The following is a 22,560-nucleotide window of genomic DNA, read 5'->3' on the forward strand; positions in this document are numbered from 1 at the left end:
GTTAGAATGGAGTTTTATACCTATGAATAATAAAACAAGTTCAATCAGAGGGATTATTAGCTTTTCGTTTAACGGTTTAATGGTTAGTACTCTCTTACTTATCGGCTATATCATCTTTTCTAGCTGGCATGCTTCTTCAGAGAGCATGATTTTAAAAATGGAGAATGCCTCCAATAAAGATATTCTTAAAGAAATAGAGGAAATGATTAATCTTCCCTATAGTATGAATGTCATTAATCACAATATCCTCGAAAACGGGATTGTGGACATCAATGATAAGGCTGAACGTGATGCCTTTTTTGCCAGTATCATAGATTCCAGCGATGAGACTATCTATAGCATCAGCTATGGGCTGGAAAACGGGGAATATTACGGAGCCCGCAGAAATGGGAACAATGAAATCGAAATCTATAGAAGAACTGCTGAAACAAATGGACATTCTATGTATTATTCAGTAACCGATGAGATGATGGAAGGACAGTTTGTGGAGGACTTTGGCGAGTTTGATCCCCGTACAAGACCGTGGTATAGCTTAACGAAAGAAGCCAATAAACCGCTTTTCTCTCCGTTATACAAGCATTTTATAAAAGATGACTTAGTCCTGACGTCTGCTTATCCCATCTATCAAAAAGATGGCAGCTTGCAGGGGGTATTGGGTACAAGGATTACGCTTTCAAGCCTAAGCGACTATTTGAAGGAAATTGTATCCGACCGGGTGGCGCAGGCCTATGTCATTGAACGAAGCACGGGTGAATTGGTAGCAAATTCACAGGATATTCCATCGATTCAAACCCTTTCCGATGGCACCTATAAAAGAATATCGATCGACACGATCGAAAACAAAGCCATTCTGGAAGCCTATGGAAATTATAAAAAAACAGCAGAAAACAAAGTCGTCAAAAAAACAGATGACGGCAATCTTCATATTAAACTAACAGAATATAAAAAGGACGGAATCGATTGGCTCATTATTACAGCCCTTCCCGATAGCCAGATTACTGCTCAAATTGACAAAAACATTCAAATGGCGATTCTGTTTTCAGTGATGGCCCTGCTACTATCGATGGTTATTTATAAAAAAATGACTGATGTTATTTTAAAGCCAATTAATAATTTAATCCGTTCAGCTGAAATGTTTTCCAAAGGGGAACTATTGCAGAGGGCCGTAGTCTATAAGAATGATGAGATTGGAAAGCTGGCACATGTATTTAATAACATGGCCGACCAATTATATAAACATATCCACCATTTGGAAGAAAAGGTAACCGCTAGAACGACGGAAATTGAAAAAACAAATCAGGAGCTGAAATTGGCAAAAGTAGAAGCAGACAAGGCTAATGAAGCAAAAAGTGATTTTCTAGCCAATATGAGTCACGAAATTCGTACACCGCTAAATGCGATCATTGGTTTGAGTGAGCTTCTTTCCAATACCATCAAGGATGAAAAACAGCAAAACTATATTCATACCATTTACAGCTCTGGGAAAAGTCTGCTGCTGATTATTAACGATATTCTTGACCTTTCTAAGATTGAAGCTGGAAAAATGGAGCTGCACAGAAAACCCATCAAACTTCCTGCTATTGTAAAAGAAATTCAAACGATTTTCACGCAAGAGTTTCATAGGAAGGAGCTTCCTTTTTACGTAGAACTAGCACCGGACATTCCGGAAACCATTCTGCTTGATGAAGTGCGATTCCGGCAAATTCTAGTCAATATCGTGGGGAATGCTGTGAAGTTTACGGAAAAAGGCTATGTAAAGTTATCCATAAAAGCAATACCTTCGAACATGGATGACAGAGGTCTAATCGATCTTCACCTATCCATTGAAGACACAGGGATTGGCATTCCTGAAAAGGAAAAGGAGCATATATTTGAAGCTTTTACCCAGTTATCAGGCCAAAGTATAAAAAAATACGGCGGCACCGGTCTAGGGCTTTCTATTACAAAGAAACTAGTAGAGATGATGAATGGGAAACTATCGTTAGAAAGTGAAGCTGGTAAAGGCAGCCTGTTTCATATTGACATTCCAAATGTCCAGATTGTAGACGATCAATCGATGCCAGAGGAGGAGGACAGCACTTTTGCTCTCTCACCACCTATACAAGAGGAAGATAGTGATTCTACGGACGTCCATAATATTGATGCAACCCGGATGACCGCCACCATAGCCTCTGACAAACTGGCCGATATAAGACATCAGTTGAATCCTTTATTAAAAAAATTAGAAACGTCCATCATCATTGGTTCTGTTAAACAGTTGGCCCATCTATTAATCTCGTTAGGACAAGAGCATCAATTAAAGCAGCTGACAGTTGAAGGAAAAGAATTAATGAGACATGCAGAATGCTACGATATTGTTCATATTAAGTCAAAGTTAAAAAAGATTGAAATATTACTATCAGAGGATCATTCATATGGAAAATAAGATCAATAATCTAGTATTAATCGTCGATGACAACCCCAATAATATTAAAGTACTTGCTACCATTATGGCAGAATGCGGATATGAGCTCGGCATTGCACAGCATGCACAGGAGGTATATCAATTCCTTGAAGAGAATACCCCAGAGCTTATTTTGTTAGATGTTGAAATGCCTGATATAGATGGATATGAGGTATGTGGTACGCTGAAGGCGGATTCCCGATATAAGAACATTCCGATCATTTTTTTAACAGTAAAAAGTGAAACTGAGGATATTGTAAAAGGGTTTGATTTAGGAGCCGTTGACTATATAACGAAGCCTTTTAACAGAAAAGAGCTGATTGCTCGAGTAAGGACCCATATTTCTCTTAAACGTTCCAAGGATGAGCTAGCTCGGAAGAATCTTGAGCTTGAAATGGTTTTACAGGCTAGAAAAAAGCTAGAGGAAGAAAAGGATTTATTAACGAAAAAGCTGCAGCAGCATCATGATTTTCTGGAAAAAACTGTTGCAGAACGAACAAAGGAACTGGCAGACGCAAATAAGAGAATCAACAAAATTGTCGACAGTGTTACGGATGGATTCGCTGCGTTGGACAGAAATTGGAACTACATTTATGCCAATAACCATCACTTTTTTCCTAACAATCAAACCGCAAAGGATGTAATAGGTAAAAGTGTGTGGGAGGTCTTTCCGACTGCGGTTGATACGATGCTGTATCAGGAATTTCATCGGGCTATGGATGAAAGAATTCCCATCCAATTCGAATCACCTTCCACCCATGATGATTCCTATTTTGAATTAAATATCTACCCGTTTGAAGATGGAATCTGCTGTTATTTTAAGGATATCACGCAAAGGAAGAAATATGAGCAAGAAATGAAACGCTTATCAGGGCTTAATCTAATCGGACAAATGGCGGCCGGAATCAGTCATGAAATTCGAAATCCGATGACAACCGTTCGTGGATTTTTACAGCTATTAAGTAAAAAGGATGAGTGCTTACCGTTTCATGAATATTTTTCGCTTATGATTGATGAAATTGACCGGGCTAATTCTATTATTACTGAATTCCTTTCAATGGGTAATACGAGATCCACAGATATGCAGGAGCAAGATTTAAATTCCATCATCCATGATATTAATCCTCTGCTTCTTGCAGATGCATCAAACCAAAATAAAGAAGTAAAGCTAGAAACAACGGAAATTCCCCATTTACAATTGAATCGGAATGAAATTCGCCAGTTAATTCTGAACCTCTACCGTAATGGGTTAGAAGCCATGGAGCAAGGGAAAACACTGACAATCAAGACTTACAAGGAAGAGGATTACATTGTCCTTGCAATCGAGGATCAAGGAAAAGGAATCGAGCCTGAAGTGCTGGAAAAACTAGGCACCCCATTCTTCACAACAAAGGATAACGGCACGGGACTAGGACTAGGCATAAGCTATGCCATCGCCGCCCGCCACCATGCCACCATTGATATCCAAACAGGAAAAGAAGGAACCACCTTTTTCGTCAAATTCGCCCAGACCACGGGGACGAGTTCCGTGGTTCAGAAATGATTGCTAGATCCGAGGGCAACTAATACCTGGACACAAAATATTTCTCAATTTGCTAAATTACAATTTCTAAGCTAGAAATGATATGAAAAGCTAATAAGGAAAGTTCTGTAGAGATTCTATTTTCTCACAGAGCTTTCCTTTACTTTTTCCTGTTGAACCGAGGGACCCATCCCCGTGGTTCTAAACCTGACGTAAATTGCTCAGTATTTCACAAGTTATCTTAAAAAATTACTTAACAATTTGTAGTCTACTATAAAAAAGAAATGTCATCCAGATTCCTACAATTAGAATGGTTTCCATAGTATTCAACCTCTTCTATCATGATTTTTTAAATTAGATGGTTAATTGATTACATTGTTATTATAATCCAATTAGTATAGATTATGTTTTGATTGTTCAACAATTCACATATAGTTCAAAAAGATTTGAACAATTATTGAAGCATTTAATCATCCCTTTCTCTATCAATTATGGTAATTTGTTCTTAGAGGAAAGTGAGGATTAATCTTATATGGATAGGGGTTGGCAGGATGAACTTTGTTGTGAATAAGGACTGGCTTGCTGAACAATTACAGAACGATCAGGTAGTCATTATCGATTGTCGGTTTGAATTAGGAAACCCGGATAAAGGTGAAGAGCTTTATCGAGAGGACCACATCCCGGGTGCTTACTATTTTCATTTAGAAAAACATTTATCTTCACCTGTTACAAAGCACGGGGGGAGACATCCACTCCCGGATATGGATCAATTCAAACTCGAGCTTGAAAAAGCGGGAATCGATCATACAAAAACGGTTGTCGCCTATGATGGTGGTGAGGGTCAGTTTGCCTCCCGTTTTTGGTGGCTGCTTACCTATATGGGCCATGAAAAGGTATATGTGCTAAATGAGGGATTTAAAGGCTGGGTTCAAGCTGGTTATCCAACGACAAAGGAAGTACCGACATATCAAACAGCTGAGTTTGAAGTAAACATTCAAAAAGAGATGTTGGCTTCTTATGATGAGGTAAAAGCAGCTGTCGAGGATAAGAAAAACGCTCTACTTTTAATTGATTCAAGAGATGAAGCCCGCTACGTAGGGGAAATTGAGCCTATCGATCGAATACCCGGCCATATCCCAGGCGCCATTAATAAATTTTGGGGAGAAGGCTTGGAGCAAGGTTCATTTAAAAATGAAGAAGAACAGAAGAAAAGATTTGCAGAGCTGGGCCAGGAGGGCCCGATTATCGTTTATTGCGGATCTGGCGTAACCGCGACTCCTAATGTCATTGCATTAAAAATGGCCGGTTTCAAACAGGTAAAGCTTTATGCAGGAAGCTATAGTGATTGGGTTTCATATGAAGAAAATCCAGTGGAAAAAGGGAAAAAAGGATAATATTGCGGATAAGGGGACAAATAGCTCAACTCAGTTCGATTGAGCAAAAACTGAGTGTGCCTGCCCCTGTATCTCAATTTAAAGAAACCGAGGGGCTCCCTCGGTTTTTATGATAACAGGAGAATTTCTAAACAAGGTCTGCCTTTTTTTAGAAAAAAAGGATAATTAGAGCGGCCTTGGAAAAAATAACTTTCAATGAATATGTTGTAAAAGGTGGATAATTTATGACCTACCAAGAAGGGCTGAACTTAATAGATGAAGCAACACAAAAAATTACTGAAGCAAAACAATCGATTGTTGACGCAATTATGAATGCTTTTTTATTCACTTGGCAATGGTGGATAGCATTAGCTATGATTGTTTTACCTTGGACGATTTGGTTCATATTGCGTGACAGAGAAAGTTCAGCTAGGATATTTCCCCTGGATTATTGCTAATGGTATTATCAGAAATCCTAGATACGATTGGTGTTAGCTATGGAATGTGGGCATACCCTGTAAAGGTAGTTCCTGTAGCTTCCATAAACTTTTCATTTAGACTTTCTGTTTTACCTGTATTTTTCATGCTGTTGTTGCAATATAAGCCCCGCTTAAATCCATTTATTAAAGCCATTATTTACGGTGTATTGGGTGCCTATTTGGGAATGCCAATCTTGTCTAAGATCGATTTATATAAGAAAATTGATTGGGCTTATACTTATTCTTTTTTCATTTTGACCGCATTCTATTTGATGGGATATTGGTTTAGTAATTTAAATACCTATAAAAAAATTGCTAATGGAAATAGTTAGTACGCGTGGGACAAGGGACAGGCGCCTCGGCACAGTACACAGGCTTGTGATTTATTAAGATTAAACAATTTGTCCAGCTACCCCCATAATCTATTTAAATGGTCCGTATTCTATTAAGATGATAATAGATTAGACACGAGGGGAAAAATATGAAAAAACTAAGCAAGGGAGCTTTTGCCATGGTTATAGCAGGGGCTGTTACGTTTTCTGTCACGAACGCCTTGTTATTCCAAGAATCTTCTAAACCAGTCGTAAAGGAAAAAAATGTCGCGCTATCTGAAGCACCCAAAAAATCAGATGGTATCAACCAGGAAGAAAAAACAACAAAAGATCAAACTGCCATGCCTTCACTTGATAATGATGCTTTACAAGCACCTGATAATAATAGAAATATGAATGAAACGACGATAGCGGCTAATGACCATAATGCAGAAAAGGTTACCAAGGTAGCTACAACTAACTCTACTTATACGAATGTGGACTCAACTATACCACCTTCTGGAACTAGTTCAAAAGGAGCGACGTCAACGACTCCATCTACGCCGACAGGAAATAATACACCAGGTGAACAAGCGCCAACGCCGACAGGAACGAATACACCAAGTGAACAAGCATCAACGCCGACAGGAAATAATACACCAAGCGAACAAGCGACAACAACCACACCTACGGCGACAGAAACAAATACACCAAGCGAACAAGCACCAGGCACAGCAGTTAAACCTGCTGCACCAGGATCTAATTCAACGAAAGCAGCCAATTATGGACAACAAGTTTCTCAAGCTGTAAAAGAAGAAAATCAGGCTAATAAAGCGAATAACGGAAAGAATATGTAGCTCTTCAAAAAGGATCACCATAAGAAGGTGGTCCTTTTTCTGCCATAAATTATGATAAAAAGGCCTTCCCAGATGGAAAGGCCTTTAGCCGATATTCCTTATATTTTTTCCTTAACCTCCACAAGAGGTGTTTCTTGTGTGACATTCCCTTTTCTTTTTAGCTTATTCCAACCAACCGTTACTCCCTTTATCGCTGAAAAGATAGATTTTATAACGACATAGGCCATAAGCTGCTTATATATAATTCGTTGTAAAAACAAGGAGGCTAATGGTTTAGGACTTTCTTTCTCCAATCGAAAGGCATATAGCGAAGTAAAGAAATCCAACAAGTAAAACAGGACAAATCCAATAGCTGCTTTACCAGGATGCTCGCCAAAAAGAGCTATAATAAACAATACATCTGCAATCGGTGATATGGTTTGATAAAGATATTGGAACAGCCACATGTTAGGCAGACCGATATACCCTAATGAGTGATGGTTTTTATTAAATAATGCCCCACGATGTTTCCATAAGCATTGTAACGTACCATAAACCCATCGGTAACGCTGCTTTACAAGGCTTTTTAGATCTTCCGGTACTTCTGTATAGGCATATGCTCTTTCTTCAAATTCAATTTTTTTCCCCAGACGTAAAAGAGTGAGCGTGATATCAGTATCCTCTGCCAGTGTATCTTCTTGATAGAAACCGGCCTTTTCTACCTCTGATTTTCTCCAGGCACCAATCGCTCCCGGAACAACCGTAATGCAATTCAGGACGGCAAAGGCTCTTCTTTCTAAATTAAAGCCTGTTACATATTCAATATGCTGCCATTTTGTAAGGAGATTCCCCTTATTGCCTACCTTTACATTACCTGAAACAGCGGCAACATGGTCATTTTTAAAATGGTTTACAAGCAGAGAGATGGCATTTTCGGCTATTAGTGTGTCCGCATCAAGAGCTACTACGATTTCTCCTTTTGCTGCTTTAAAACCAAGGTTAACAGCCGAAGATTTTCCCCCATTCGATTTTTTAATTAATCTCACTTGCGGATGATTGGCATAAGCTTTTTGAACAACAGCAGCCGTTTCATCCTTTGAACCATCGTCGATTACCAGTATCTCAAAGCTTGAGTAATCGCTGGATAAAATAGAATCAACCGTTTTACAAATAACTTTCTCCTCGTTATAGGCAGCAATCACGACACTTACAAAAGGTGTAAAGGAAGGATCGATCTCGGTTTCTTTATCCCTTTTTATCTGTATTCTAGAAAGAAAAACGAAGATAGCCAGGCGCAAGATTCCTAAAAGGATAGCAGAGTAGAACAAGATACTTATACCTGAACTCCAGCCTTGTAGGATCTTAAAAACTGCCTTGTCATAGATTAGATAAGGGCTATCCTGCTTTGATACTGGGGGCATCATTTGACTTTTACTTTTTCCGATTAGTTCACCGGTAGTGGTAAACGTGTATCCGCGCTTTTTCAGCTCTTTAATAATCATTGGCAAGGCCTCTACCGTGTTAGAACGATCGCCGCCAGCATCATGCAGTAAAATAACATTTCCTTCTGGAAGTTGATCTAATACACGCTTGACAATTCCTGCGCTAGAAATTCCTTGCCAATCGTCAGAGTCAATCATTTCACCAACCATGGTATAACCCATATCCTGTGCCCGCATGATAGGCAGCAGCTGATTCTTTGTACTTGGCTCTGCACCGGCCTCAAAAGGCGGGCGAAATAAGCTCATGGAATGACCTGTAATCGCTTGAAATAACCGTTGATTTAGGTTAAGCTCCATCTTCGTTTGAAAAGATGTGAGGGATGCCGCATTTGAATGGGTAAAGGTATGGCTGCCAATTTCATGGCCATCCTTATACATCCTTTTCACCAGTTCGGGATGCATCATTGCATTTTTACCAACGATAAAAAAGGTCCCTTTTATATTATTCTTGTCCAAAATGTCCAATACTTGTGTTGTATAGGTTGGATCCGGACCGTCATCAAAGGTAAGAACAACTTCCCTTTTCTCAGATTTACCATACCTAGCCACATGAACGGGCTTTGGTAATTTCGTATAGGCTTCATCTTGAATCAATCCATGTGAATCCAATTGAATTGTTCTTTTCCCTTTTTCTGATTGAGAAAGTATTTTTACGACCTCTCCAGCCCCTGTATGGTGAACAGGATTAGAACTGACCAAGGTTTTAAGGGCATTGGATGGATTGTCCATTTCCTTAGGTTTATTCATGTAATTCCAAATAGAAGGATCTTCAGAACCGAGGCGCCAAACCGCTATTCCTTTCGAGCCGCTGGCTATCGACAGCTTCATTTGATTATAAAACGTAGCAGCATCTAAAAACCAAACAGTATGATTTTTTCCGTTCTTTTTATAACGTACATAAGGATTTCCTGTTTGTTTGTTCCAATGGATTTGAAGGTTCGTTCCAACTCCGAGATTCATGATATCCCCGAACGTCATCGCATTTGCGGGCTGTTGAGAGTTTTCTTCCCAGTCATAGCCGTAGTTTCCTAAACTCACAATCAATTTTTCGGAAGGAATATCGAGCTTGTATAAGGTCTCTTGGAACCATTCAAATGAAGCGATAGGTCCAGGTGTACTCATGGAGTGGTGCTGGTCATACAGCATGACGAAAAGCCGGTCAACGCTGGCTCCTATAGAAACATAGTCAATACTATCATTCATCGGCGGGACAGCCGCTGTCACCATGAGATCATGCTGGTGAAAGGCTTCAGATACTTTTTTTATAAAACGGGAAAAATGATCTTTGTCCTGTTGAGCAATATTTTCAAAGTCTATATTAATCCCGTCAAAATCATTTGTTCTCACATAAGCCAATACATTTTTAATAAAAAGGTCTTCAGCGCCGGGAGTAGTAAATAACTGGTGTAGGAGATCGCCATCCCATTTATTATTAGTAAAATTACTAACTAATGGCAGGATCTTTACATCATTCGCCTTGGCTTCTGTAACAATCGAGTTGTCCGTACTCGTCTTTAGGGTAAGGTCCGGAGTAAGCTGAGCCCACTCCGGTACGATTGCTGTAAGAGAATCGATATTCTTTTTAAAAGAAGTTTTGCTTTTGTCGTCCCAATTGACATAAAAGCCATACACTTCCTGTTTGCTAGTCATTTGTTCTCTGTTTAATAGCTCCATCGTTTCTTCCATAAGTGGGGAAGGGGCCGTTTGTTGAATCTGAGAGGCGAGCTCTTCTTCACTGAAACTTGTCTGAATCGGCTCGATTGCCGCGCTATTCTGCAATTGAAGCTCAGGAAATTGTGGGTTAGTATAAAGGCTTTCGATGAAAAAAGACGATACTAAAACAATGAAAGCAGTAAAGCCTACACTTATTCGTATAATAATAGACCAGCGTCTTTTGCCAGGATCAAGAAAAACATGTTCTTGATTTTGTTCCCCTTTTTTCAACCCTAAATTGTAAAACCAGAGGAAGAAAAAATAGCACACAAGACCGATTAAGCCTCCTAGGACTCCTGCTGCAACAGATTGTGAAACTTGTGGATCCGTTATTAAGTCAGAAAATGGTCCTAAATGGTTCCAAAAGGGTAAATCGAGAACAGGTAAATCACGAATAGTAGGAATAAAAGTCGTAATAAACGCTCCAAGGAATAAGGCAATTATATTAAGACGCAACAATAGTGAAAAAGCAATTAATAATGGAATTTGTAAATTATCTAAAGGCATAAATGCCAGGAAAAAGCCGAGTGTACTTGCAATAGATCCTGCATGTCCGGTAACAGGGGCAAATAATGATCGGATAACCCACCTGAAAAATCTATTCATTAAACTCCTCCTCATTGGTGTAGTATCGAAAAAACTATCATTCTGTTTAATAGATTGATTTTATACAAGTAAGATCTTTAAACAATGGATTGGGACATTAAACGAAGTGATTTTGAATGATGCTTATATCCAGCGGAAGACTTTTCGACAAAAAATGACTATACATTATAAAGTTTAGGTGTTTAATTTATTTTTATGGGGGTCGTTGAAAAAGTTTTTTTATTTTAGTTTGTTTTTGCTCAAGTAAGAGGACATTTTATTGATAGTAAATTGTTATTTTCCCAATTTAAACCGGGAACCCGTCCCCCTGGTCCACTGAAAAAAGTCTACATGAATGTAGGCTTTTTTACATATTATCTATTTTGGGGGTGGGAAAATGCCGAGAATTAGTTATCGAAGTTCGGATGTGGATTTAATGGCAAGGATGATGAGAGCGGAGGCAGAGGGTGAAGGGTTACAGGGGATGTTGATGGTTGGAAATGTCATTGTGAATCGTGTGAAAGCGGACTGTTTAGACTTTAAAAATGTTAGAACAGTCTCACAGGTCATTTTCCATGTACAAGGAGGAAATTATTCCTTTGAAGCTGTTCAAAAAGGGAATGTATTTTATCAGAGAGCGAGGACTGCTGAGAAAAGATTAGCCAAACAGAATTTAGATTATTGGAGAGAGCACCCGTCAAAATATTCCCTATGGTATTTTAATCCGTATGGTCCATGTCCTCCAACGTGGTACGGTCAACCACACTCCGGTCAATTTAAACAGCATTGCTATTATGAACCAAAAGCTAACACCTGTGAAAGTGTTTATATCGGCAGTTAAGCTTACTCACTTGAGTAAGCTTTTTACATTGGGACAAACGGGAACACGTCAACCGTATTATGGTATCGGCGTTCTTGAGGCTTAAGATCTAAACAGCTTTGTCTGAAGAATATCGATTGCACGTTCAATATCCTCTAAATCGTCCATTGACGAATGTTCTATCCGCTGTAAAAAGCGGGACTCTATAATAGCGAAGGATTCCTTCATTAGGGCCTCGCCCTCTGGAGTAAGCCGAATATACTGCTTTCGTCGGTCCGTTCCATCATGAAACTTTTCAATAAGACGCTTCTCCTTTAACTTGCTAAGCTCTCGGCTTGTGTTCGGCATAGACATATTCTGGCATTCGTTAATTTCACTTGGTGTTACAGGCTGATTCACTGCGACATGCTCAAGAATTTTATATTGAACCTGTGATACAGAATCAGGCTTCGCATTTATGGTTAACTCATTTGCTACACGATGAACAGAAGATGTAAATGACACAAGTTTATAAAATAGAGCATTTTTATCCAAATTACTCACCTCTTCTAGTCAAAATAACAAATTTGTTATCAAATTACAATTATCAATTGATAACTAAAGTGAATGGTGCTACTATTTAGTTATCAAATGATAATTAAGAGGTGGACGATGAATCTGCTAATTGTTTTTACTTATCCGAATCATAACAGTTTATCCTATGACTTTTTACAAAAGGTGGTAAAAGGCAGCGGAGAGAATCCTATCATAAAGGAAATACAGGTGCTGGATTTGTATGAAGAGGGGTTTAATCCGCTTTTGGTATTTAATGAGGAAAAACGTAGACGCGATATGCATAAGGACCCTGATCTAGAAAAATATAGAAAACAATTGATGTGGGCGGACAAGATTGTCTTTATTTATCCCATTTGGTGGGGGCGGCCACCTGCTATGCTTTTGGGATATATCGATCAATTATTTGCCTCTAATTTTGCCTATAAAGATAAGAAGGGGCTCTTTCCAGATGGGCTTCTGAAAGGGAAATCCGTTGTATGTGTATCGACCATGAAGGGGCCAACACACTATCCGCTTATCTGGCTGCATAATGCACATAAAATTCTCATGAAAAGGGCCTTATTTAATTTTGTCGGAATCAAGAAAGTGAAGTTCTTTGAATTTGGTAATATGGAAAGCCCAAAGGGAAACCAGCTGAAAAAGCTGGAAAAGATTTATCGGTACTTTAAAACAATGGGACAGTAAACAGCAGCGACATTAAATTTGAGAAATTTTGTTCAACAACCCACCCGTTGAACCACAGGGATAAGAAGCCTCTTCTAACTAAGTCAGATCGAGCCAAGGGACCCGTCCCCGTGGACTTTCGTGGACTTTTTTAAAAATTTTTATTTCAATAGTGAATTTTATCGCTTTTCATTAAAGGGTAATGATTTATGATGAGAGTATCGATAGCGTGAAATAGAAACGTTTTAGGGTGGGGTTTATTTGTCTACTATAACTTTTTTGGAGAAGCAAAAGAAGAAATTAGAAAATCAGCTTCGTGTACTCTGGTCGCAGATCAATTATTGCGAGGATATTGAAACATCCTCCTTGGCCTTAAGCGACTATCTATTCAACATGAAAAAGATCTATATGGATTATACAAGGAATGAAAATTATATCACCTTGATGGCGGAAAGAACGAAGCAAAAAATAGACCTGCAATTGAGCCTATTTCTGGATGGTCTAGATAAAATGATTCAGCTTAGAGAGAACTATAGTGAAATCAATGTGAAAATCATGGAATTAAATAAAGATAATATTGAAGTCGATAAACATTTGCGCCAAACCTTTGCCTTATTACAGAGTGTATCCTCGCAAACCAAGGTCTTGGCGATTAACGCCAACATTGAGGCCCATCGTTTAGGGGCACAGGGCGCCGTTTTTAAAATTATCGCATCGGAAGTAAGGAAATTATCTGATATCACGAACGAATCTTCCTCTAATATTACAGATACAACGAGTAAGCTAACCAGCCAAACCTCAGAAATGACCCAGATATTGAATGAGAATAGTAACACCCTAATCAATGTTGTAGAGGAATTGGAGCAAGGAAAAGATAGCTTTGTTTCTATGTATCAGGATAGTGAAAATATCGTTAATGAGTCGATGGTTCTTGATGATAAGCTGCTAGCAATATATGAGCTTATTGAAAAAGTGAATGTTATGGTTGAGTATAACCGAGCCAGCTATACGAATGTGAAAAAAATCCTAAGAGAACAGGTTGATTTAACAAAGGAAATGCTCCATGATTTCAACCAAGAGCTAGGCGTACCAACGAACGGATTTAGTCTGATTGATTCTACTGATTTATATAAAAGCTTTTATAAAAGCTTTAAGGAAGAAAAAGTGGAACAATGCATTTCGCTTATTCAGCATGCGCTTGAAAAAGGGGAGGAAGCTTCCTTTATCACGACACATATTTTAGAGCGTACAGTTGAAACGGTTGGAAAAGAACAAATTGACAGGCTTGTCCCATTAAGTGAAATTTATGTGAATGGAAGAATTATTGAGGCTTGTATGGATATTTTACTTCCACTTTTAGAAAAAGACCACAAGAAGGAAAACTTAGGGAAAGTCATTATCGGAAATGCGTACGGAGACTACCATGCATTAGGCAGACAAATCATTTCGACCTTTTTACGAATGGCTGGGTTTGATGTAACTGATTTAGGTTTATCCGTTTCGAATGAGGCCTTTGTTGAAGCGGTAAAAGAGCAAAGGTCTAACCTCATCTGTGTTTCGGCCTTGATTCTCCATACAGCAGAAGAGGTCGTCCAATTAAGAGATTTATTGGATAAAAATGGACTACAGCATGTTAAAATCCTTGTCGGTGGAGCACCGTTTAATTTTGAACCGCGTCTGGTTCAAAAGGTAAAGGCGGATGCAATGGCTGCAAATGGAATTGAAGCGATTAAAGTGGCGAAGGAATTGCTAGGTTTAATGCATAGAAAGGTAGAGTACAAATGAATTCAAAAGAACGTTTAGTCGGAGCCGTTACATTTCAACCAGTCGACAGAGTACCTGTCATACCCGTAGCACTGTCCCAAGGATCGAAATTATTAAACATGGACCTGCCAACCTATCAAAAAAACGGGGTACATATTGCAAACGGACAATTAAAATTACTAGAGCAATTGGAGCATGATGCGGTATTTGGAGTCCCGCATGTGGTAGAGGATTTAGTCCCATGGGGCTCTCCTTTAACCTATTATAAAAATGGCTCACCGACCCTTTCGAAAACAGTAATACGCAAATTTGAAGATATTGTAGATTTAAAGGTTCCCGATCCTTCCGATTCCCTTGAGACAAAGGAATCATTAAAGGCGATCAACATTCTAGCTAAAGAGGTAGGGCATCATACGGCCGTAATCGGCGCACTGATAGCCCCTTTCAGTTTGCCAAGTATGCTGATGGGAACTGGTCCTTTTATGAGATTATTGTTGGAAGAGGATAAATCCGGTGATAAATATTTAAAGATGTTATTAGACAAATGCAGACGATATGTCGTTTCCTGGGCAAAGCAAATGGTTGAACAGGGGGCTGATATTATTGTCATGGCAGATGGTATTGCTTCCGAAACGGTGATCAGCAGGAGGCTTTTTCAAAAATTTGTTCATCCGTTAGTCATTGAAACCATTAAGGAAATCCCGGTACCTGTCGTTTACGAAGCAGTGGGAAGTACGCAGGGGATTTTAGATTTAATCGCAACAACAGGAGCCGTTGTGGCCATTATCGATTACAAGGATAATTTAGAGGAATGTAAAAAAATCGCGCAGGGCAAAATTGCCATCATGGGAAATTTCAATAATATCGAAATGCTCTACTGGAATTCCATCAGAACACAGCTGGAAGTAAAAAAGGCAATTAATAAAGCAGCTGACGGCTATGGCTATGTACTCTCCTCACAAGGACCTGAAATTCCATACGACGTCCCCTTCGAAGTCATCGAAACCATGGTACGTGCCACAAAAGAATTTGGTAAATATAAATAAAGGCCACGGGGACGGGTCCCTTGGCTCAGATGTAATATAAAAACGAAAAAGGAAAGTTCTGCAGAGACTCAATCCTCACCCAGAACTTTCCATTATTATTTTATTAGATAACAACCCCGCGGAATTTACTTTTCACTCTCAACCTTTGAATTAGATGCAAGTCCATTTGCCTCAATATACTCGTATTCTCTTTCAAGATCACTCAGTGTCAATTCATACAGATGCTGTTTATTTTTTTTATAAACACCTGATTTAATTAGCTTGTTAATTAACCTTGACCTTTTTAACTGAACAGCTTGACGAAGTAGATTACCTATTTTTACTACCTCTTTTCCTTGGATATTAGTTAAGAAAGGAGCTAATCATTAGTTGCCAGCTGTGAATCACGTTACGTCATATCCGTTACTCATGGAAACGACTATAAACCATATTAAACAACCAATCAATACCAAGAGAAATCAAGAAGTATGTGCTAATAAAGCTTACCAAGATCATTGCCAATACCATTTTTATTCCTCCCTGGTTAGAACATAATGTTTATCCCTTTCCTTCAACTATAGTCATTATAGACAAGTAATTTTTAAATAGCTGTCGATTTGTCTGTCATTTACAATTCTTAAATGAATTGTTACTTGTCTATAAAAAAAGACAAACTTTGTAATGTCAAGGACAATGAACCGAGGTCATCAGAGTAGTTTAGTTACGAGCGTTCTGTTAAACTAACAGTGGAACGATTATTACAAACGAAATAAAGAACAAGGGGTACTGTTCTTTATGGGTAGATCTGAAAACGGAGGCGTGTGTATGAAATCAAGTACAAACACCTTTAGAAAAAGTCTAAATGTGTTCATGACGGTTATGTTGTTAGTGATAGGCAGCTTTTGGTTACATAGTGGGAAAAATTATGTATATGCAGCAGTTGTGAATCCAGTCATCACACCAGAGCCCGAACCTCAGCCGACACCCGACCCAGCACCCACACCAGCACCTGCACCCACACCGGAACCCGTACCAGAACCAGCACCAGCACCAGCACCCGACCCTGTACCAACACCAGAACCAGCACCTACGCCCGCACCGGAACCCGGACCAACACCACAACCAGAACCTGCGCCAACACCAGAGCCAAATCCAAAGCCTGAGCCAGACCCAGCACCAGAAACTAATCAAAACTTGGAGTCACCCCCACAACAACAGTCAGAAACACAAACAAAACCGAATCCTACAGCAGAAGCTGAATCAAAGGAAAGGACTCAAGTAAACTCAAACACTAGTACATCTACTGATAGAAGTACACAGGAAGTAACAACCGATCCGAAAGATTTCGAGGAAATTGATCTTTCCACTATTTTTCCTAAAAAGGATTCCGATCAAAACGAGGCTGCTAATGAACAAAAATTAAAAAACTCAAAGTCAATAGAGAAGGAAGGGGCAAACCATAAATACCTTTATATCATTGTCGGTATCTTTGCCATAGGCGCCCTTATTTTTCTGATTAGGAAAAGATGGTTTAAGTGAGCCGCGGGGACGGGTCCTGTGGCCCAGGGTCAGTCGGGACTTGAATGAAAAGCACCCATTACATCAGAGCTACATGCAAAAGGAAGCAGAGGAATTGGTTTAAACCAAATTCACAAGGCTGTTATCAATGTGAAAATGCATACTTTTGGACAGAGAAATCACACAGAAAACCGCAGAGGTCTTACCACACTCTGCGGTTTTTATATTGGTTTTATAACGTTGTGTTGAATTACTTGTTATTCTTTTCCGCTAAACTCTATCATATTTAAACCCTCAGATTCTTTAGGTGCTTCAAAAAAATTAGTAACATGAATAAACATCGCTTCCGTGTCAAAAGCTGCTCTTTCGGGTTGTTCGTTACGCCTTTGTGCAATTTGACGCAAGCATTGCTCGTTAGTTAGATTAAGGAAAATTAGTTGATGGCTTGCATTGATCTCAGAAACAATTTCCAAAAACCATTTTCGTAGTTTTTGAGTGTTAGCTGGAAAATCCATCACTACATCTGTACCGACACTTAATATGTTTTGGACATGCTTTTTCACCAACGGTTTGAGCTGTGCTGATAATTTTAGATAGTCCTCAAATGATGTGAACTGATCGGGGTAAAGAGATGAAAGCCATTCATCCTCAGACAACAGTACTGCATTTTTATCGATCGCCAATTGTTTTGATTTCGTTGATTTTCCTGCACCCATTTTTCCACAGAAAAAGTATAGAGTCCCCAATTGTTTCATACTTTAACCCCCGTGTTTATTTTTTCGGTTGCTATCACACCTTGTATAATTATAATTTATTTTTTAAAACATGAAAAATACTCGAGATGCTCTTTAATCTGCTTGTAAGCTTTTTTGTAATAAGATAGACAAATATCTAAAAAAAGTTGAAAATATTTAGCGAAATATATTGATATAATTTTAGGATTAGTTGTACAATGTATAACAAATGATAAAGTAGCTGACTAAATCTATTTTTCAGCTAACATTTAATTTCATAATGATGCGATGAATGTTATGGGTCACACTATAACAGGAGCAGTTTCTGGAGAGATCGCAAGTATTTGCGGCGCCGAAGGGTTCACAATCTCAGGCAAACGGACAGAAGGGTAAACAGATATTACATATTTTATGTATTATTTATTGATATTTGTTATTCTACCGTTTCGAGAGATTGGAAAGTTCCAATCTCTTTTTTACGTTTTACTAGTTTAAAAGCAGTACCAGTGATCATTAGAATCACTAACCATTCATCCTTTAACGAGGAGTCGCGTTAAAGGAAATACGGGAGGAATACACATGTCACAGCATGAGTTAAAAAGAGACTTAAAGGATCGGCATGTCCAATTGATTGCGATTGGCGGAACGATTGGGACAGGATTATTTTTAGGAGCTGGGAAAGCTATTGCATTAGCCGGACCTTCCATTATCCTGGCTTATTTAATCGTAGGAATTGCCTTGTTTTTTGTAATGAGGGCATTAGGTGAACTGCTTTTATCCAATTCAGGCTATCAATCCTTTACAGATTTTGCCTCGGATTATATTGGCCCGTGGGCAGGCTATGTGACAGGCTGGACGTACTGGTTTTGTTGGATTATGACAGCCATGGCCGATATTATCGCTGTCGGCGTCTATGTTCAGTATTGGTTTGATATCCCGCAGTGGATTCCTGCAATTCTCTGCCTGGTCATATTATTAGGTCTGAATTTACTCACGGTTAAGCTTTTCGGAGAGCTAGAGTTTTGGTTTGCTATTATTAAAGTGATTACGATACTTGCGTTAATCGTTATTGGTATTATCATGCTAGTCATCGGTTTTCAAACCGATGCAGGAAGTGTTACGGTAAAAAATCTATGGGATTTTGGCGGAATTTTTCCGAATGGAGTCTCTGGATTCCTTTTATCCTTCCAAATGGTCGTCTTTGCTTTTGTTGGTGTTGAATTAGTCGGTGTCTCCGCAGCAGAAACAGCTGACCCAAGGAAGAACATTCCGTCAGCTATAAATAAAATTCCGATGAGAATTCTATTTTTCTATGTTGGTGCTCTTTTCATCATTTTAAGTATTAATCCATGGGATAAATTGAATGGATCAAGCAGTCCATTTGTTCAGGTGTTTGGTTTAGTCGGGATCCCTGTTGCAGCGGGAATCATTAACTTTGTTGTTTTAACATCAGCAGCCTCGGCCTGTAACAGCGGTTTATTTTCAACAAGCCGAATTATTTACAATTTAGGGACTCAAAAACAAGGACCGGCTAAGCTGGCAAAATTAAATAAAAATCATGTGCCAAGCAATGCGTTGTTCATGTCAGCGGTAGTTCTTTCTGCAGGAGCCTTGTTAAGCAAGCTGATTCCGGAGCAGGCCTTTGGGATTGTGACAACAGTTAGTGCCATTTGTTTCATTTGGGTGTGGAGCATTATATTAATTAGTCATATCCGATACAAGAAAACACGCCCTGATTTGCATAAAAAATCAATCTTTAAAGCACCATTCACACCATTTGTGAATTACGCTGTACTCGCACTTTTTGCGTTTATCCTAATCATCATGCTATTCGCCGAAGCCACACGTACAGCCCTACTGCTTACACCAATATGGTTCATACTCTTATTCATCCTGTATGCAGTAAGAAAGAGACACGTACAAATCCTGAGCCACGGGGACAGGCACCCTGGCTCAAATGGTGAAATTCATAGAACCATCTAGTGAATAATAAACTCTATCTTACATGTTGTCAGAAAGTAGAGTGACCAAAAAGCACAACAAGCGTTCATAACCGCTGGTTGTGCTTTTTTAAAGGAAAATTTTCCAATCAGATGGAATATATATTGATAAGTCTTTTTTTGGAAGTCTGAATCAAATCAAGAAATAGGTGAAATAGATGTTTTTTCTTATACTAACAGGAATGATTATTTCTTTTTGTCGGGACTACATTACTTGTGAAAGGTGAGGTCCTATTCGGTTCCATTGGTATCGGTGTGGGGGTTCTTTTGCTGTTTTTTACCGTGATCTATTATGGAAGAAAGAAGCATCGGAAAAGAAGCTATGATTGCATGCCGGACTGTGATGTTCCGGATTGTGATGGGGGTCCTGACTGTGATTGCGATTGTGGACCTAATTGTGATTAAACTGGAGCGAGTGTTTGAGGTTGTACCCTGTCACAGGATGAAGTCAAGGAGCCTAACCATTAGGGGGTATACGCTGCCAATATGTGCAAGATGTACGGGGATATTGGCAGGGTATCTATTTTTCCCAATCCTACTGATTGCTGGATGGAATGTTCCGTTATGGCTGGGAATTCTCTTGAATTTCCCCATGATTATTGACGGCTGGACCCAGAAGAGAAAATACCGAATGAGTACAAACACCCTAAGGCTTGCCACCGGCCTTGTATGCGGCTTTGGCCAAAGCATTATTATCGTCGGTGTCAGTCAATTCATCATAGCTTTTGTTTTATAGCGGCGGGACGGAGGGTCAGGTCCATTGGTTCGATAGCAGTACTAAGCCAAAACAACTGGACTAGGCACTTCTGTTTCGCCCCATGTTAATCCCATTCCTTTTTCAACCGCTTTGTCATATATAATTTTGGCTGTCACAAGGTCCTGTGTTCCAATACCGACCGTTTCAAACACAATGATTTCCTCATCATTTTCCCGTCCTTTAATTTTGCCCATTAAAAGATCTCCAATATCACCGGTAAAGTCCTCTTCTGTAATCGTTCCATCAGCAAGTGGGATTAAAATATCGCCGGATTCTGAAAGGACGGCTTCCTTTGAGTCGAAGTAAATTTTGCTGGCTCTTGTCAGAATAATCGGATCCATTTCCTGCATATGCGGCTGGTATGCACCTACGCAGCTTAACGTAGCACCTGCTTTCACCAGGTTGCCATCAAATACGGGAATGCATGATGGTGTAACGGTTACAATGACATCAGCCTGATCAATCGCTTCGTCAGAGGAATTTACGGCGATGATTTTTGCCCCATAGGCCTGTAATTCCTCCCGCATCTTTTTAGCAAATGCAGTGGTACGATCAAAGTTCACGTCGAATACTCGTACTTCCTCAAGGTCCCTTGCTGCGAGCATCGCCTCAAGCTGTGTCGCCGCCTGTCCGCCTGTCCCAATTAATGCGCCAATTTTGGCATCCTGTCTTGCTAATACATCGAATGCAGCACCAGTCGCAGCACCGGTTCTTAATTGCGTTACATATGTACCATCCAATACAGCATCGACTATTCCAGTTGCGCCATTGATTAGAAGGACCTGAGCGGGTGCTGACGGAATCCCTTTATCAATATTATTTGGAAAAATATTAATGATTTTTAATGCAGCCGTATCCAAGTCTTCTACGTAAGAAGGCATAAATAAAAACACACCTTCATGTTTTGGTGCTTTAATATTTGTTCGTAGAGGCACTTTGCTTTTACCCTGTGAGTGCAGGATAAAGGCTTCCTTGTCCGCAGCAATTGCATCCTTCATCGTAAAGACCCTTTTAATATCTTCTCTTGATAGCAATAACATGATTCTCACTCCCTTTTATTGAGGTGGGCAACGGGGACGGGTTCACTGGCCTGCCTGAACGACCTCGGACCAAGGGACCCGTCCCCGTGATCTTTCTCGTGATAATTATATTTCTTCTATTTTGCTTTTCCAATATAACAATCGCGGTAACTTTGACAATTTTGAGAAGTTCTAGCGAGGTGGTGGCGATGGTTCGCTAGCTTTTAAACAAACGTTTGATTAATTATGTGAGTCTCGGGATAATGCTGTAGTTATCTTGTGGAAATAATCAGATAATTCATTTGACTTTACGTATACGATTGTATACATTGTTAATAACGATAGAAATCCGAATTGTATCCTGAGATTATCTATAGTTACTGGTTATGGAGGTCTAGAGTTTAACCAACCAAATATGATTAAGTCTCGTATCGAGCGCTAACAGCCTTGGATAGTTCCCATACGAAGGATTCAAGGCTAGGGTTGGGAACTAACAGCCTTGGATAGTTCCCATACGAAGGATTCAAGGCTAGAGTTGGGAACTAACAGCCTTGGATAGTTCCCATACGAAGGATTTAAGTCTAGGATTGGGAACTATCAGCCCTTGATAGTTCCCATACGAAGGATTCAAGCCTGGGGTTGGGAACTAACAGCCTTGGATAGTTCCCATACGGAGAATTCAAGCCTGGGGTTGGGAACTATCAACCTCGGATAGTTCCCATACGAAGGATTCAAGCCTGGGGTTGGGCACTAACAGCCTTGGATAGTTCCCAAACGACGGTTTCAAACTTCGGAACGGGCACTATCTGTCCTGATAGTTCCCAAACGACGGTTTCAAACTTCGGAACAGGCACTATCAGCCCTTGATAGTTCCCAAACGACGGTTTCAAACTTCGGAACAGGCACTATCAGCCCTTGATAGTTCCCAAACGACGGTTTCA

17 protein-coding genes, 1 pseudogene and 1 riboswitch are annotated in these 22,560 nt (G+C 39.5%); of the genes and pseudogenes, 13 read left to right on the forward strand and 5 right to left on the reverse strand.

Annotated elements, in window-relative coordinates; all coding sequences use genetic code 11:
* The first annotated feature begins 22 nt into the window (after positions 1–22).
* From ACHUFV_RS19620 to ACHUFV_RS19645, 6 genes and pseudogenes are all read left to right on the forward strand, one after another.
* Positions 23–2,425, forward strand: coding sequence for an ATP-binding protein (locus tag ACHUFV_RS19620; protein ID WP_394237057.1), 2,403 nt, complete (start codon positions 23–25; stop codon positions 2,423–2,425).
* A gap of 25 nt (positions 2,426–2,450) precedes the next feature.
* A pseudogene (locus ACHUFV_RS19625) lies at positions 2,451–3,986 on the forward strand (response regulator); the annotation flags it as partial.
* A 530-nt stretch (positions 3,987–4,516) separates the two neighbouring features.
* Positions 4,517–5,359 carry a sulfurtransferase gene (locus tag ACHUFV_RS19630; RefSeq protein ID WP_394237059.1) on the forward strand — a complete coding sequence of 281 codons (843 nt, stop codon included), beginning with the start codon at positions 4,517–4,519 and terminating at the stop codon, positions 5,357–5,359.
* Between the two features lie 224 nt (positions 5,360–5,583).
* Positions 5,584–5,796, forward strand: coding sequence for a hypothetical protein (locus ACHUFV_RS19635; RefSeq protein WP_394237061.1), 213 nt, complete (start codon positions 5,584–5,586; stop codon positions 5,794–5,796).
* Positions 5,796–6,149 carry a CBO0543 family protein gene (locus ACHUFV_RS19640; RefSeq protein ID WP_394237063.1) on the forward strand — a complete coding sequence of 118 codons (354 nt, stop codon included), beginning with the start codon at positions 5,796–5,798 and terminating at the stop codon, positions 6,147–6,149. The genes ACHUFV_RS19635 and ACHUFV_RS19640 overlap by 1 nt, the downstream gene beginning before the upstream one ends.
* 149 nt (positions 6,150–6,298) lie before the next feature.
* Positions 6,299–6,985, forward strand: a complete 687-nt coding sequence (locus tag ACHUFV_RS19645; RefSeq protein WP_394237065.1) for a hypothetical protein — start codon at positions 6,299–6,301, stop codon at positions 6,983–6,985.
* A 98-nt stretch (positions 6,986–7,083) separates the two neighbouring features.
* On the opposite strand, the gene ACHUFV_RS19650 is transcribed toward ACHUFV_RS19645, so the two are convergent.
* Complete coding sequence (locus ACHUFV_RS19650; RefSeq protein WP_394237067.1) at positions 7,084–10,785, reverse strand: glycosyltransferase; 3,702 nt, start codon at positions 10,783–10,785, stop codon at positions 7,084–7,086.
* A gap of 376 nt (positions 10,786–11,161) precedes the next feature.
* Between ACHUFV_RS19650 and ACHUFV_RS19655 the strand changes: the two genes are divergently transcribed.
* Positions 11,162–11,605, forward strand: a complete 444-nt coding sequence (locus ACHUFV_RS19655) for a cell wall hydrolase (RefSeq protein ID WP_394237069.1) — start codon at positions 11,162–11,164, stop codon at positions 11,603–11,605.
* Between the two features lie 81 nt (positions 11,606–11,686).
* Here the strand turns inward: ACHUFV_RS19655 and ACHUFV_RS19660 are convergent, their stop codons facing one another.
* On the reverse strand, positions 11,687–12,127 hold the full coding sequence (locus ACHUFV_RS19660) for a MarR family winged helix-turn-helix transcriptional regulator (RefSeq protein ID WP_394237071.1): 441 nt from the start codon (positions 12,125–12,127) through the stop codon (positions 11,687–11,689).
* A 108-nt stretch (positions 12,128–12,235) separates the two neighbouring features.
* Between ACHUFV_RS19660 and ACHUFV_RS19665 the strand changes: the two genes are divergently transcribed.
* The 3 genes from ACHUFV_RS19665 to ACHUFV_RS19675 all read left to right on the forward strand — a co-directional run bounded on the left by ACHUFV_RS19665 (position 12,236) and on the right by ACHUFV_RS19675 (position 15,612).
* The gene (locus ACHUFV_RS19665; protein ID WP_394237073.1) at positions 12,236–12,823 is read left to right on the forward strand and encodes an NAD(P)H-dependent oxidoreductase; all 588 of its coding nucleotides are present in this window, start codon (positions 12,236–12,238) and stop codon (positions 12,821–12,823) included.
* Positions 12,824–13,063: 240 nt separating this feature from the next.
* Positions 13,064–14,587, forward strand: a complete 1,524-nt coding sequence (locus ACHUFV_RS19670; protein WP_394237075.1) for a cobalamin-dependent protein — start codon at positions 13,064–13,066, stop codon at positions 14,585–14,587.
* Positions 14,584–15,612, forward strand: a complete 1,029-nt coding sequence (locus tag ACHUFV_RS19675; RefSeq protein ID WP_394237077.1) for a uroporphyrinogen decarboxylase family protein — start codon at positions 14,584–14,586, stop codon at positions 15,610–15,612. Before ACHUFV_RS19670 ends, ACHUFV_RS19675 begins: the two co-directional genes overlap by 4 nt.
* Positions 15,613–15,737: 125 nt before the next feature.
* Here the strand turns inward: ACHUFV_RS19675 and ACHUFV_RS19680 are convergent, their stop codons facing one another.
* On the reverse strand, positions 15,738–15,953 hold the full coding sequence (locus ACHUFV_RS19680) for a Fur-regulated basic protein FbpA (protein ID WP_394237280.1): 216 nt from the start codon (positions 15,951–15,953) through the stop codon (positions 15,738–15,740).
* Between the two features lie 463 nt (positions 15,954–16,416).
* Between ACHUFV_RS19680 and ACHUFV_RS19685 the strand changes: the two genes are divergently transcribed.
* Positions 16,417–17,130 carry a hypothetical protein gene (locus ACHUFV_RS19685; RefSeq protein WP_394237079.1) on the forward strand — a complete coding sequence of 238 codons (714 nt, stop codon included), beginning with the start codon at positions 16,417–16,419 and terminating at the stop codon, positions 17,128–17,130.
* Positions 17,131–17,366: 236 nt separating this feature from the next.
* On the opposite strand, the gene ACHUFV_RS19690 is transcribed toward ACHUFV_RS19685, so the two are convergent.
* Complete coding sequence (locus tag ACHUFV_RS19690; protein ID WP_394237081.1) at positions 17,367–17,864, reverse strand: P-loop nucleotide/nucleoside kinase family protein; 498 nt, start codon at positions 17,862–17,864, stop codon at positions 17,367–17,369.
* Between the two features lie 294 nt (positions 17,865–18,158).
* Positions 18,159–18,238: riboswitch (glycine riboswitch) on the forward strand.
* 184 nt (positions 18,239–18,422) lie between these two features.
* Here ACHUFV_RS19690 and ACHUFV_RS19695 point away from each other — a divergent pair.
* Entirely contained in the window at positions 18,423–19,826 is a 1,404-nt protein-coding gene (locus ACHUFV_RS19695) for an amino acid permease (RefSeq protein WP_394237083.1), read from the forward strand.
* A 309-nt stretch (positions 19,827–20,135) separates the two neighbouring features.
* The gene (locus ACHUFV_RS19700) at positions 20,136–20,579 is read left to right on the forward strand and encodes a DUF2085 domain-containing protein (RefSeq protein ID WP_394237085.1); all 444 of its coding nucleotides are present in this window, start codon (positions 20,136–20,138) and stop codon (positions 20,577–20,579) included.
* Between the two features lie 41 nt (positions 20,580–20,620).
* Here ACHUFV_RS19700 and ACHUFV_RS19705 read toward each other — a convergent pair whose 3' ends face one another.
* Entirely contained in the window at positions 20,621–21,640 is a 1,020-nt protein-coding gene (locus ACHUFV_RS19705; RefSeq protein WP_394237087.1) for an ornithine cyclodeaminase family protein, read from the reverse strand.
* Between the last annotated feature and the right edge of the window lie 920 nt (positions 21,641–22,560).

Origin of the sequence: Niallia oryzisoli, assembly GCF_043641075.1 — a bacterium.
Lineage (GTDB): Bacteria > Bacillota > Bacilli > Bacillales > Cytobacillaceae > Bacillus_BD > Bacillus_BD oryzisoli_A.

Excerpts from the sequence above, each read along its gene's own strand:
- ACHUFV_RS19675 (WP_394237077.1), top strand. The coding sequence starts at position 14,584 with ATGAATTCAAAAGAACGTTTAGTCGGAGCCGTTACATTTCAACCAGTC.
- ACHUFV_RS19635 (WP_394237061.1), top strand. The coding sequence starts at position 5,584 with ATGACCTACCAAGAAGGGCTGAACTTAATAGATGAAGCAACACAAAAA.
- ACHUFV_RS19630 (WP_394237059.1), top strand. The coding sequence starts at position 4,517 with ATGAACTTTGTTGTGAATAAGGACTGGCTTGCTGAACAATTACAGAAC.
- ACHUFV_RS19695 (WP_394237083.1), top strand. The coding sequence starts at position 18,423 with ATGTCACAGCATGAGTTAAAAAGAGACTTAAAGGATCGGCATGTCCAA.
- ACHUFV_RS19700 (WP_394237085.1), top strand. The coding sequence starts at position 20,136 with ATGGAAGAAAGAAGCATCGGAAAAGAAGCTATGATTGCATGCCGGACT.
- ACHUFV_RS19645 (WP_394237065.1), top strand. The coding sequence starts at position 6,299 with ATGAAAAAACTAAGCAAGGGAGCTTTTGCCATGGTTATAGCAGGGGCT.
- ACHUFV_RS19655 (WP_394237069.1), top strand. The coding sequence starts at position 11,162 with ATGCCGAGAATTAGTTATCGAAGTTCGGATGTGGATTTAATGGCAAGG.
- ACHUFV_RS19685 (WP_394237079.1), top strand. The coding sequence starts at position 16,417 with ATGAAATCAAGTACAAACACCTTTAGAAAAAGTCTAAATGTGTTCATG.
- ACHUFV_RS19620 (WP_394237057.1), top strand. The coding sequence starts at position 23 with ATGAATAATAAAACAAGTTCAATCAGAGGGATTATTAGCTTTTCGTTT.
- ACHUFV_RS19705 (WP_394237087.1), bottom strand. The coding sequence starts at position 21,640 with ATGTTATTGCTATCAAGAGAAGATATTAAAAGGGTCTTTACGATGAAG.
- ACHUFV_RS19650 (WP_394237067.1), bottom strand. The coding sequence starts at position 10,785 with ATGAATAGATTTTTCAGGTGGGTTATCCGATCATTATTTGCCCCTGTT.
- ACHUFV_RS19690 (WP_394237081.1), bottom strand. The coding sequence starts at position 17,864 with ATGAAACAATTGGGGACTCTATACTTTTTCTGTGGAAAAATGGGTGCA.
- ACHUFV_RS19665 (WP_394237073.1), top strand. The coding sequence starts at position 12,236 with ATGAATCTGCTAATTGTTTTTACTTATCCGAATCATAACAGTTTATCC.
- ACHUFV_RS19640 (WP_394237063.1), top strand. The coding sequence starts at position 5,796 with ATGGTATTATCAGAAATCCTAGATACGATTGGTGTTAGCTATGGAATG.